The sequence below is a fragment of the Yersinia alsatica genome (genome assembly GCF_902170305.1).
Lineage (GTDB): Bacteria > Pseudomonadota > Gammaproteobacteria > Enterobacterales > Enterobacteriaceae > Yersinia > Yersinia alsatica.
Map to the genome: position 1 here is coordinate 89,426 of NZ_CABHWW010000026.1, position 12,966 is coordinate 102,391.

A 12,966-nucleotide genomic window follows, 5' to 3' on the forward strand; every position below is an offset into this window, starting at 1 on the left:
TTCGGCGATTATTGGATATCATACGGAAACCGTTTTCCATCCGTAGTGAGTGGAATTGTGATAGCCATCAAAGTCCAGTATATATAGGGATTATTTATTTGATGGACATCACAGGTTTGATGATTGGATAACTATTTCGGATAAGGATGGAAATTCGGTTTCCATGCCAAATGGAAACGATTATACTCAAGGAGGCTGCAATAGATGGGCCTAAGCTGTATTGAGGAACGACAGGCAAGGACTAAAGCCTGCTAGGAGAGAATCATGTCTACAATCAACGATGTATCACGTTTAGCTGGGGTTTCTAAAGCCACAGTATCACGGGTGTTGAGTGGTTCGCGCGGCGTTAAGGAAGCTAGCCGTCTTGCCGTACTAAAAGCGGTAGAAGAGCTGAATTATCGGCCAAATGTTATCGCGCAATCACTATTAAGCCAGTCAACCGGCTGTATTGGTGTTATCTGTGCACAAGAGAATATTAACCAAACAACGGGTTATTTATATGCCCTTGAAAAGCACCTGAGCCAGCATCAAAAACATTTGTTATTGCGCTTTGCCAACAACAGAGCTGAAGTTATGCAGGCGCTTGATGAATTAACTTGCGGGCTGTGTGATGACGTGTTGATTATTGGTGCCCGTTTTCCTCTTAATCTCGCGGACGACAGTATTATTCTGGTTGACTGTATGGACGCCGATGCCACTAACAGTATCCAGTTCGACCATGCATTTGCCGCAGAGACTGCCTGTAATTATTTGATAAAGCAGGGTAGAAGGAAAATTGCTTTAATTAATCCTGACACCAGCGGTTATGTGGATGATGTACTGTTAGGGTATAAGCGCGCACTGGAAAATAACTTTTTGCCCTTTAACCGCGATCTGATTTTTATGGATTCATCCTCTTCGTCGGTTGCATTACAAGTTTTGCTCAATAGCAGCGCAACACTCAATTTTAATGCTCTACTGGTGGCTGATGAACAGGAAGCCCAGAGTGTTATTCCGCAGCTACAGGCATTTAATAAATCGGTTCCAGATGACATCATGGTATTCAGTCTTGCCGGTTCATTACATTATCCGGGGATCCCGACAATTCCAGCAATTGAATATTCTATGGATGCGATGGCGGCAAAAATAGTGACGTGGCTCAATCAGAAAACCGAGAGTGTGCTAGGTTCATATGCATTGCGCGGCGATCTGATCATTCCTGATATGCCGGGCAGAAAATAATCACTGAGTTGTCAGAGTTTAATTCATTGGATAAAAAATCGCTTAACAGAGAATAGCGTTAGCACTGAACTTGGCACTCCACAAGAGTCAGTGCTGACCGGGGATAACCATCCAAATCTGCGGTAATATCAAGATTCATCTGCATAAAATAATAAGTGGAACTGTGATATGACTCCACTTTTACCTCTCCCTTGCGTCTATTATCTCTGTTGTAACAAATCTGTAGCAATCGAAAGTCTATTTACTACTTATGCCACCAACGGATGATGGAGTTTGGGATGATAAAAGTAAAGACGGCCTATACCCTGACCTTATTGGCAATACTCTTACCTGCTTCGGCCAATATTGCGGCTCAAGATAAGGTAGTGGCTCAGGATAAAAGCGGCAATTATAAGCTTGAACAGGTTTTAGTGATGAGCCGGCACGGTATACGTGCACCTCTGGTGAATTATGGCGATATGCTTTCCAGTGCAACCCCGGATAAATGGCCAGAATGGAGCACTCCAGGAGGCTACTTGACGCCAAAAGGCGCGGAGCTTGAGTCGATGATGGGCGGGTATTTCCGCCAGTGGTTGGCAGAGACCAAGTTACTGAAATCAAAAGGATGCCCGGCACCGACCACCGTGTTTACTTATGCCAATAGCTTGCCAAGAACGATTGATACCGCACAGCATTTCCTCTTCGGCGCTTTCCCAGGTTGTAATGTCCCTGTTGCTCACCAAAAAGAGATCGGCAAGATGGATCCGGTCTTTAACCCGATTATCACCTTGGATGTGACGCCTGAATTTAAAGAAAAAGCATTGGCCTCTATTAACCAGCATGCAGGGCCGGGCGGGGTCGAGGGTTTAAATAAACGGCTACAGCCTAATTATGATTTACTCTCTAAGATTCTGGATTATAAAAACTCACCGGCATGTCTGGTCGATAAAAAATGTGATTGGAGCACCCAGCCGACTGAGATTGTATTAGTGCAGAATAAAGAACCGGGTATTACTGGCCCACTGAAATTGGGTACCGGTGCCTCTGATGCTTTCATGCTGCAATATTATGAAGGTTTCCCGGCAAAAGATGTGGCATGGGGGCGGATACAGTCAGCGGAAGAGTGGCGCAAATTAATTGATATCAAGAACCTCTACCATGAAACACTCTTTGGCTCCCCGGCTATTGCAGATAATGCCGCCGAGAAACTAGTGGGCTTTATCAGTTCTGCTCTTGATCCCAAAGGTGATAAAACACCCAATGAGTCAGCGGCACAAAAAGCCAAGTTGGCGGTATTGGTTGGCCATGATTCTAATATTGCGTCCTTGTTAGCTGCGCTCAAAACCAAAGAGTACCAATTGCCAGATCAATTTGAGAGAACGCCGATCAGTGGCAAAGTGGTATTTGAACGCTGGAAAGATATTAAACAAAACAAAGATCTGATGAAGATTGAATATATCTATCTGTCGACCGAGCAAATTCGTAATAAAACACCGTTGTCACTTCAGGCTCCGCCAAAACGTGTCACGTTGGAAATAGAAGGTTGCCCGATTGATGCTAAAGGATTCTGTTCAATGGATGACTTTAGAAAGGCAGTAAAACAAAATACCCAGATCTAGTTCGGCGCTGCTGACCTGCGGGTTTAGCAGCTAACAGATAATAGGGGCTGGCATAAAACGATTGGCTGCGCTAACGTGACCTTTCTTGGTCAGCCCCGATTATTTGTAGATTCTCTGATGACATTACTTGCTACCACTCAGCGTGCAATAAAAACGCTTTTTAGCCCTTTTCTGAAAGACCGCCTGCTACATATTTTATTGATTCTGGGGATCGGCTTAACTGCATTGATGCCAGCAAAAGTAGCTGAGTTCCCTCAGTTTATTGACTGGACTACCATTGTCACTTTATTGGGATTAATGCTACTAACGAAAGGGGTTGAGGTTAGCGGCTACTTCGATTTTATTGGCCGTAAGATTATAAACACATTGCATACCGAGCGGCATCTGGCGTTGTTTCTTGTCTTGTCAGCGGCGGTATTATCCTCTTTTCTGACGAATGATGTGGCTCTGTTTATCATTGTTCCACTGATCCTGACACTGAAGAAAATATCTTCTTTACCGGTTTCCCGCCTGATTATTTTCTCTGCACTGGCGGTGAATGCGGGTTCATTATTAACGCCAATCGGTAACCCACAAAATATTCTGTTATGGAGCCGTTCTGAGCTCTCTTTTATTGGTTTTACCCGTCAGATGGCCCCCTTGGCCGCGATTATTCTATTCACATTATTAGCGGTGACTTGGTGGCGTTTCCCCGCACGCAAAATTAATAAGCATACCTCCAGCCCCATTTATCCCTATCAGTTTCGCCTGTTACTCAGTTGCCTGACGCTGTATGTGATTTTTATTATTTGTGTAGATCTAGGTTTGGCGAATTATGGCTTACTGATTGTTTTTGCAGGGTTATTACTGTTGGCGCGACGGGTTTTACTGGCGATAGATTGGAGCCTGATCGTGGTCTTTATAGCGATGTTTATTGATGTGCGCTTACTGACGGAATTACCCGGTTTACAGTCATTGTTTGGTGAAATTAAAACCTTGTCTGCGGCAGCAGCTTATGTGTTGGGGATCGGTTTATCCCAAATGATAAGCAATGTTCCTGCCACGATTTTATTGCTTAATTATCTCCCCTCCAGTGCACTGGTCGCTTATGCCGTCAATATTGGTGGCTTTGGTTTTGCCTTGGGGTCTATGGCGAATTTAATTGCGCTCAGAATGTCCGGTGAACCGGCGATTTGGTTGAAGTTCCATGCTTACTCTTTGCCATTTTTATTCTGGAGTGCCGGGGTAGGTTGGGGATTATTAGCACTTTGATATTGTTGTCGTCAGTGTGTTGGCTCAGGCAAAAAAAAACCTAAGCCAACAGATTATTGCGCGCTGTTGATTAAAGAAAAATCGCCAATAAAAAAGCCATAACAATAATCAGCGTAACAAATACCAATGATGGCTTTTGCAATAAAGATTGTAACGACTGTGGTAATGCAGCAATGAGTGGGTTTATCAGTGGCTGAAGGGTTTGCTGATCTTCCGCTAAGCGCTGTGCTGCATTGGCGCGGTCTAATCGGGCGGCAAAGAGAACATTAATAATGTCATTTAGCTGCGCTTGAGTCAGTGGTGTGGTCGGGCTGGCGTGAAAACGATTCTGACTGTAATCAATTAATAGCTGCTGTTCCTGCGCATCGGCAGGTTGCTTCAGTGCGGTTTGCAGATTGACCAACGTGGGGGAAGTTTGCTGGCTGAGTGCCACTTTAGTCTGCAAAAACTGACTGAGTATCTGGAAATGGCGTGCGGGCAGTGGGTCATTACTTTTCACTCCCACCAGATCAAACAGGGCTTGCCAGATTTTAGCCGGTTGCTCACCGGTGGCGGCGCTGAGTTTCGCCACCAAAGATTGAATATTTTGATGTTCTGCAGGAAGTAATGGCCTGTCCGTAATCGTCGTCAATTGCGGCTGCGGAATATTCAAGGTACCGGATTGCAGCAAGATTAATACTTGTTGCAACTCAGCATGGGTTAACTGACTTAATACCGTATGACCAAATTGCTGGCGAATAAAATCACTGACAGCTTGTCGATTATTGCCTTGGGGCAGTAGTTCGGTCAGTTGCTGACGCAATTGGTGATTGGCATGATTTTCTTGCGCTTGTGTTAACCGGCCTTGCAGCAGTTGCTCAGCCGGTTGGAAGTGGCGAGCCAGTAAATCACTGGTGCTGCCAAGGGATAGGTCATGGCGCAGGCCAGCCCAAATCTCGGCCGATTTTATCGGACTAAGAGCCATAATCCGCACAATCAGCTTTTCCAGCGTGGTGCGTTGCGCAGGGGTAAGCGCTTGATCTTCCACTTGGCCCGGTGAGGGCAATTTAGTGGGTGCAACATTGCGATCAGTCGCAATGGGGACACCTGGGCCGTTCAAAGGTTGCATATAACCTGTCCTTCGCAGTGGAGGAGATTTATCGGTGGCCCGGCGCGAGACGTAGGCTGCCGGTATGATACCTGTAAATGTGAGTAACCAATATATTCTTATTGGGTTTGGATGAATGCTTGGCCAAAAATGTATCGGGTTCGGGGCAGCGTGTGACCCTTTGTGGAACTCTCCGCGCTTGCGCACGTATCGCTAGCCCACGTCGTGGGTGGCAGTCACTCATCGATCTATTGCATAGAACATCATCCAAATTGACCATTGTTTACCAACCAAGCATTGATAATGATAATTATATCGTTAAGATGAAGCGCTATAACTGAATGGGATTATTAAGTAACAAGCATGTTTAAACGACAACGCGCCGCAAAGTGGTTCCTCTGTCTGGCTTGCCTGGTCATACTGGTTTGTATGACTCAACGCATCGCCAGCTTGCACGCGTTGGAAAAAACTCTTCTATTAACATCATCATCACAGATTGTGGCCGATGGGGAAGAAGCACCGACACCTTGTGAACTGAGCGCCAAATCCCTACTGGCGTCACCGCCCGTGCTGTTCGAATTAGCGATTTTCTCTCTGGGTCTACTGTTGCTGTTGTTGGTGCCGATAGCGCCGACCAGTATGCGGTTCCCGCCACCCAGAGCCATCTCACCCAGCGGTTTACGGGTGCATCTAAGATTGTGCATTTTCCGAGAATAGCCAGACCCTTTGAATAACTGTATTTCATAACTCGCTGTTTTTCATAAAACTGCGTGTTGCGAATAACCATAGCGACATCATTGTTGCTGTGCTTAATTTATTCATGGAGAGATTAATGCGCAATTTAAGCAAGACAGCTTTGCTCTGTCTGTTGCTGTTTTGGATGCCAACCCTTTGGGCGGCAGACAGCGGCTGGTTGGTCAGCCCGCAAAATGACCATGCCAAAGTTCGGATTCATGCCGAGCCTTCGGTTGGCAATGAAACCCGAATGTTACTGACCGTCCAACTGGAAAAGGGGTGGAAAACGTATTGGCGTTCGCCGGGTGAAGGCGGGATTGCTCCCACCATAACCTGGGCGCCACCTCTTGAGGCGGTTAAGTGGTATTGGCCAGTTCCGCAGCGCTTTGATGTCTCTGGGATTTCGACTCAGGGATATCATGAGCAGGCGATGATACCGATAGTGATCTCCGGCAAAGTCCCCAATACATTGAGCGGAATACTGACCCTCTCGACTTGCAGCAATGTCTGCATTTTGACTGACTACCCGTTTAGCCTCGACCTTTCCTCGCCAGTCAGTGCGGAAAATCAACAGCAGTTCGAACATGATTTTGCGCAGGCGATGGGGCAGGTGCCCATTGCCAATGCTCTGACTAAGCAGATTCAGGCCGGTTTTAATCAGAGTGAAGTGCAAATTCTCGCCCAACGTGATGAGGGCTGGCAGCGGCCAGAGCTGTTCTTCGATACGCTCGAGGATGTTGATCTCGGCAAGCCGGTGGTTGCCGTACATGGCAATCAGTTATCGGTACGAGTGCCCGCAACCGATGGTTGGGGAGAGGGCACTGCAGACCTGCGCGGCAAGCAACTTACCATGGTGATTACTGATGGCGGGCTGGCGCAAGAGGCCACCGTGACTATCGGGCAAGCACTGACTTTGCCGCAATCCACGACGACTTTTTGGTCTTGGGTATTAATGGCGCTAGCTGGCGGGTTAATTCTTAACTTGATGCCTTGTGTGCTGCCAGTATTAGCGATGAAGCTAAGTTCGATTCTGCAAACTGAACATCAAACACGCCGTCAGGTACGCTGGCAGTTTCTCGCCTCAAGTGCCGGAATAGTCACCTCATTCTGGTTACTGGCCTTGTTGATGACCGCCTTGCGTTTAGGTAACCATGCACTTGGCTGGGGGATTCAGTTCCAAAACCCGTGGTTTATCGGCTTTATGGTGTTGGTCACCGCACTCTTCACCGCCAACCTATTTGGTCTATTCGAAATCCAGCTATCTTCATCGCTAAACTCCCGCATTGCCGCACCACGGGTTGAAAAACCGGGCTTGCGCGGTATGGCGGGTCACTTTGGGCAGGGCGCACTGGCAACTTTATTGGCCACACCTTGCTCCGCACCATTTCTCGGTACTGCGGTGGCTTTTGCCTTGGCGGCGCCGTTGCCAGCACTGTGGGGTATTTTTACTGCCCTCGGCGTGGGTATGAGCCTGCCTTGGCTGGCGGTTGCCGCATGGCCAAAACTGGCTCTGTGTCTGCCGCGTCCCGGTCGCTGGATGAACCATCTACGAATTGCGATGGGCGTGCTGATGTTGGTGTCCAGTCTGTGGTTGTTGAGCTTGATGATCAGCCATGTTGGCCTGCAAACCGTAATGTTGATTGCCGGAATATTATTACTGGCGCTGTTGCTGGCTATTGGCTGGCGTTATGGCATTCGCATCGCCGCTATCGTCAGCCTAATAGGTATCTTGCTGGTGGGCGGGTTGCTGTTGGTAGGGTCGTTGACGGCTGATTTATGGCGCAAGCCGCTGCATGACAATATTCCGTGGCAACCATTAAGCGAGTCAGCCATTAAAAAGGCGCTGGCTGAGCATAAAAGGGTGTTTGTTGATGTCACTGCTGATTGGTGTGTGACCTGCAAAGTTAACAAGATACACGTGCTGATGCGTGATGATGTGCAGCAAGCCCTGCAAGCACCGGATGTGGTGGCACTACGCGGAGATTGGACTCGTCCGTCGGCGGATATCACTGAGTTTCTACGTGAACGCGGCAGTGTCGCCATCCCGTTCAATCAAATTTATGGGCCACAACAGCCGCAGGGAACGGTACTTTCTCCTCTGCTGGATCGTGATGTTTTATTAAAAGTGTTGGCCGACGCTAAAGGAAATGAAAAATGAGAATCTTAACTGTGTGGTTGTTCCTGCTGTTTTCGACGCCATTGTGGGCCGCGGCTCCTTTTACGCCAGAACAAGAGGTACGTATCAAAGAACTGATCCGTGAAACGCTGATAGCGAACCCTGATATTTTGGAGCAGTCAGTCAATGCCTGGCAACAGCAAGCCAATGAAGCGCAAGGGCAACAACTGAGCCAGTTTATCGCCGCCAATAAGCAAGCTCTGTATCAGGACCCCGGTAGCCCACGGTTTGGTGCTACAGCCCCGCAACTGACGCTGGTGTCTTTTACCGATTACAACTGCCCATTCTGTAAAACATTTGATCCGCTGCTGGAAAAGTTAGTGAAAGAGTACCCGCAAGTGGCGGTGGTGATAAAACCTTTGCCATTTAAAGGTGAAAGTTCAGTTACCAGCGCCCGACTGGCGCTGACACTGTGGCAACAGCATCCAGAGCAGTTCCTGGCCTTTCATCAGCGCTTAATGGCGAAAAAAGGGTTCCACGATGCCAGCAGTATTGCGGCGGCGCAAAAGAAAACCGGGGTGACGCCGGTGGAGCCCAGTGAGCAAAGCCTGAATGTATTGCGCACTAACCTGAAACTGGCTGACCAACTGGGGGTTCAGGGCACTCCCGCCACCTTGATTGGCGACCAAATGATACCGGGCGCGATTTCTTACCAACAATTGGAGGAGATAGTAAAACAGCAACTGGCGCAGGCGGGTAAATGAGTCGCCTAAAACGCTGGGGTAAAGAGTTAGCCATTTTATTGCTCGTAGTGGCGGTGGTTTCACTGGGCATGGATTGGCTACGTAGCCCACAGGCACCGGCAGACTGGCCGAATACGGCATTGCCGACGTTGGCAGGGACGACGGTGTCCTTGCAGGAGATGAGTCAGGAAAAACCTTTGCTTATCTATTTCTGGGCGACATGGTGTGGCGTGTGCAAATTCACCACACCCAGTGTCAATCAGTTGGTACAACAGGGTGAAAATGTTCTGACTGTCGCCTTGCGTTCTGGCGATGCTGCTCAAGTGGATCGCTGGTTAAGTAAGAAAGGCTATCAATTGCCGGTGATTAATGATCCGCAAGGCCAATTATCGGCGCAATGGCAAGTCAATGTCACCCCGACGGTGGTGATTCTCTATCAAGGAAAGATGGTGCAACACACGAGCGGCTGGACCAGTTATTGGGGCATGAAGCTGCGTTTGTGGCTAGCATCCTTGTAATATAAAGCTATTTCATTTTATATGCCCGGTGTAGTTATACCGGGCTTTTTTGTGCCTGACACTGGCGAATTGCGCTACTCAAGCGCGCTATCCCTTGGGTTATCAGCTCTGGCGAATTAGCCGCAAAATTTAGGCGTAGGGTAAATTCGCCGCAGGACTCTTGTGTGTAAAATCCGCCTCCCTTTGCAAAAGTCACTCCCGCCTGCCAAGCCAGTGGCATTAGGCGCGAAACTGGCGCATTTTCAGGGAGTTGTAGCCAGATAAATAGCCCGCCATCCGGTATTTCAAACTGGCAATCGGGTGGTAAGGTTTGTGTGAGTGCGGCAGTCATCGCATCCAAATGCTGACGATACAAACGACAGGCCCGGCGCAACTGCTTGTCATAACGCCCGACCGTGACAAAGGCATCCAGCGCCCGTTGGATCAGGTTCGAACTGGTAAAACTATCGACATGCTTCAAACGTGCCAATTGTGTGTAGTGGGGTTGGTCCGCCACCAGATAGCCAATCCGCATGCTTGGCAACAACATTTTGGAAAAGGTGCTGACATAGATAACTTCGCCCGGAGCGGCAAGCGAACGCAGTGACGGCAACTTTTTACCGCTATAACGCAGGTCACCGACATAGTCATCTTCCAAAATCACCACTCCCGCCGCTCGGGTCATCTGCAATAGCTGGTGGCGGCGGCTTTCACTCATACAGCGGCCAGTCGGGTTATTAAAGTTGGGGATGCAATAGATAAGTTTGGGCTGATGCTTAACCAATAGCGCCGGCAGGGTATCCAGCTTCATCCCCTGTTGGTCACTGGGAAGTGCCACGATATTCACTTTATGCAGGCGGAACAGGGCTAAGGCTTCGGCATAAGTGGGTTCTTCGACCAAAACGGTATCACCGGGTGCCAGCAGTGATTGGCTCACCAAACTGATGGCGTGCTGCGAACCATTGGTTATCAGCAATTGCTCTGGTCGCGTCGGGATACCTTGAGCAGAAAGAATCCGGCTGAGTGTATCGCGCAGTGGATAGTAACCGCAGTAATCACCATAGCTGAAGGCCTCTTCAGCATGACGGCGCAATATGGATTGCAGAATTTTGCGAAATTCATCCAGCGGGAAAATCTTCGGGCTGCCAATCCCAGCGGCAAAATTGATGGTGTCCGCAGGTAAGGGAATATCGGCATAACCGTCGAGCCGCGAAGTCACGGTAGTAAAACGGTCGAGTGGAAATTCGCCTTGTAATAGTGGCTGTGGCTGGCTGAGCGGTGGCGGGAGATAGCGTACATAAGCCCCGCTGCCACGGCGTTGCTGTAACAAACCTTTCGCCGCCAACTCGGCATAGGCATTATCCACGGTCAGGCGACTCACCGATAATTCTGCCGCCAAGGTGCGGGTAGAGGGCAATTTATCGCCGTCGGCAAATACACCACTGAGAATAGCCCGGCGTAGCGCCTCTTCAATTTGCAAATACAGTGGAATGTCTTGTTGCCGGTCTAATGGAATGTGCATGTGATTGCGCCTAAAGTGGCTCACTTTAGAAAAGAGACTTTCACTATACCCAATGTTAACAAGGCTTCAAGCAAGAAAAAGTGGCCTGTATTAATCAGTGGGGAAGTGGCTCTGGTCGCCCAAAAACGTCAGCGTAAAATTGCATCCCATTAATTGATGTTGTGAATCTAATGAGGCTGCTATGGCAATACCGGCGGGATTACCCCCATCAACGATGGCTACGCCGCTGACCGGCGGTGTTTTTTTTACCGGTAGACGGCAAGGCTATATCTTGGCGATTATCAGTGCCATGTTATTAGGGTTTACTGGCATTATTATTCGCATTCTGACGGCACATTATCATTTGCCAACATCGGTTTTGGCTTTTTGGCGCGCAGCATTAGTGGCGGCGGTGTTATTGCCGATTCTATTAGTGACCAAGCCGCAGTGGGCTAAATTACGCCGCGACCAAGTGAAATTCTATCTCTCGTATGGGCTATTGCTGGCAGTATTTAATGGCTTATGGACAGAATCTGTTGCCTTAAATGGCGCATCAATCTCCACTATTCTGGTCTATTGCTCTGTGGGTTTTACAGTTTTTCTTGGCTGGATTTTTTATCACGAATATATGGGCTGGCGTGAGCTGCTGGTGATTATTATCAGTCTGCTGGGCTGTTTTTTAGTCAGTGATGGGGTAAATATCACGGCGACAGACTTTAATTTTATCGGCCTATTTATTGGTCTGGCATCGGGAGTAGGTTATAGCTTTTATACCTTAGCCGGGCGGATTGCCACCGACCGTCGTTATCCAGTGTGGAATACAATTTTATACGTGTTTGGTTTTTCTGCTGGTTATCAATTGATATTTAATCAACTGCTGCTGTGGTTCCCGGTACAGGGGTTACAGCAAATGGTGGGAAATCTATTTTTCTTATCCATGGGGGCCGAGGGCATCCAATGGTCGGGGTGGTGGCTATTGCTGATTTTGGCCGCAGGCCCCACATTACTGGGATTTGGCCTGTTTAATCTTAGTTTGAAAACATTGCCACTGGCGGTAGCCAGTCTATTGTTAACCCTGGAATTAGTGTTCACCGCAGTAATTGCTTATTTTCTGCTGGGGGAAGTTTTATCCGCATCACAATTGCTTGGCAGTGCATTGGTATTATTGGGGGTATTAATGTTGCACAGGAAAGATAATGCGCAATTAGGGGGCGAGATAGTGGCAGATAATAACGCCACTATCTCATCTTGATATTTATTGGGTTACTTTTCGTCGTAGTGGGGTGCGCAGGCGCTGAGCTAATATCACCCCAGCCAGGGTAATGCCGCCGCCAATCAGATGGTAACTGTGCAATTGCTCATGCAGGAAGCTCACGGCAATAATTGCGGTAAACACCGGGGTTAGGTTCATAAATATCGACGCAGTATTCGCCCCTAACCGCATCACGCCATGAATCCATAAATAAGGTGCAATAATGGAGGCGGGAATACCGGCGAATAAGACCAATGGGATATTTTGCGCGGTCAGTTGCACATCTGGAGCCAATAAGAAGTTAGGCAACAACAGCACTACACCAAAGGCGATTTGCATATAAAGAGATTGCCAGTTGGGTAATTGAATCGCCCAACGTTTGGTTAATACGCCATACAGGGCATAGGATGCCGAGGCACCAAACATCATCAATTCACCCTTACCAATTCCCTGTTGCAACAGTTGTGCCGGGTTGCCTGCACTGACCAGCCATATTAATCCCCCGAGTGACAACACACTGCCCAGCGCAATGCCAACGGTAGGGGCGACGCGTAACAGGACAATACTGATCAGCACGGTTAGCAGCGGAATCAATGAGCTAAGGATGCCCATAAATAGGGCGCTAACACTGTGGGCTGCGTAGTAAGCCAGACTTTGGTATAGCACCATGCCCAGCAGCCCCAGAATCATCAGCTTCCACCAATAGACCCGTATTGCTTGCCAGTTGCGGATGACACCCAGCAGTAAAAATGGCGTCAACGTTAGGAACGCCAAGACCCAGCGATAGAAAGAGATCGCCGCCGGATCAATAGCTGTGGCGGATATCTTGCTGACAACGGCATTGATTGACCAAATAATCACTGCGAATAAGGGGAACAACACATTCATGCGAAAAATTCTCATCCATAAACTTATGCGATGTAGTCTACAGTTGTCTGATTTATTCTATATACTGATAATCAGAC

The 12,966-nt window shown here is 48.4% G+C and carries 11 protein-coding genes; 8 read left to right on the top strand and 3 right to left on the bottom strand.

Annotated elements, in window-relative coordinates:
- Positions 1 to 264: 264 nt before the first annotated feature.
- From FTA96_RS14590 to FTA96_RS14600, 3 genes are all read left to right on the top strand, one after another.
- Positions 265 to 1,221, top strand: a complete 957-nt coding sequence (locus tag FTA96_RS14590) for a LacI family DNA-binding transcriptional regulator (RefSeq protein WP_050120818.1) — start codon at positions 265 to 267, stop codon at positions 1,219 to 1,221.
- A 278-nt stretch (positions 1,222 to 1,499) separates the two neighbouring features.
- Entirely contained in the window at positions 1,500 to 2,819 is a 1,320-nt protein-coding gene (gene agp / locus FTA96_RS14595) for a bifunctional glucose-1-phosphatase/inositol phosphatase (RefSeq protein ID WP_050106062.1), read from the top strand.
- 117 nt (positions 2,820 to 2,936) lie between these two features.
- Complete coding sequence (locus FTA96_RS14600; RefSeq protein WP_050145460.1) at positions 2,937 to 4,070, top strand: SLC13 family permease; 1,134 nt, start codon at positions 2,937 to 2,939, stop codon at positions 4,068 to 4,070.
- A 70-nt stretch (positions 4,071 to 4,140) separates the two neighbouring features.
- Here the strand turns inward: FTA96_RS14600 and flk are convergent, their stop codons facing one another.
- A complete protein-coding gene (gene flk, locus FTA96_RS14605; RefSeq protein ID WP_050106064.1) occupies positions 4,141 to 5,178 on the bottom strand; it encodes a flagella biosynthesis regulator Flk in 1,038 nt (345 codons plus the stop codon).
- Positions 5,179 to 5,520: 342 nt separating this feature from the next.
- Here flk and FTA96_RS14610 point away from each other — a divergent pair, with 342 nt between their 5' ends.
- From FTA96_RS14610 to FTA96_RS14625, 4 genes are all read left to right on the top strand, one after another.
- Positions 5,521 to 5,874 (top strand): hypothetical protein, encoded by a 354-nt coding sequence (locus tag FTA96_RS14610; protein WP_050106065.1) that lies wholly within the window; start codon positions 5,521 to 5,523, stop codon positions 5,872 to 5,874.
- A 115-nt stretch (positions 5,875 to 5,989) separates the two neighbouring features.
- Positions 5,990 to 8,050 (top strand): protein-disulfide reductase DsbD family protein, encoded by a 2,061-nt coding sequence (locus tag FTA96_RS14615; protein WP_145574198.1) that lies wholly within the window; start codon positions 5,990 to 5,992, stop codon positions 8,048 to 8,050.
- Positions 8,047 to 8,772, top strand: coding sequence for a DsbA family protein (locus FTA96_RS14620; protein ID WP_050132920.1), 726 nt, complete (start codon positions 8,047 to 8,049; stop codon positions 8,770 to 8,772). The genes FTA96_RS14615 and FTA96_RS14620 overlap by 4 nt, the downstream gene beginning before the upstream one ends.
- Entirely contained in the window at positions 8,769 to 9,269 is a 501-nt protein-coding gene (locus FTA96_RS14625; RefSeq protein WP_145574200.1) for a protein disulfide oxidoreductase, read from the top strand. The genes FTA96_RS14620 and FTA96_RS14625 overlap by 4 nt, the downstream gene beginning before the upstream one ends.
- A gap of 34 nt (positions 9,270 to 9,303) precedes the next feature.
- Here FTA96_RS14625 and pdxR read toward each other — a convergent pair whose 3' ends face one another.
- Complete coding sequence (pdxR, locus tag FTA96_RS14630) at positions 9,304 to 10,770, bottom strand: MocR-like pyridoxine biosynthesis transcription factor PdxR (RefSeq protein ID WP_050120824.1); 1,467 nt, start codon at positions 10,768 to 10,770, stop codon at positions 9,304 to 9,306.
- Between the two features lie 181 nt (positions 10,771 to 10,951).
- On the opposite strand from pdxR, the gene FTA96_RS14635 reads away from it, so the two are divergent.
- On the top strand, positions 10,952 to 12,001 hold the full coding sequence (locus FTA96_RS14635) for a DMT family transporter (protein WP_050150973.1): 1,050 nt from the start codon (positions 10,952 to 10,954) through the stop codon (positions 11,999 to 12,001).
- Between the two features lie 3 nt (positions 12,002 to 12,004).
- Here FTA96_RS14635 and FTA96_RS14640 read toward each other — a convergent pair whose 3' ends face one another.
- Positions 12,005 to 12,889, bottom strand: a complete 885-nt coding sequence (locus FTA96_RS14640) for a DMT family transporter (RefSeq protein WP_050120828.1) — start codon at positions 12,887 to 12,889, stop codon at positions 12,005 to 12,007.
- Positions 12,890 to 12,966 lie beyond the last annotated feature (77 nt).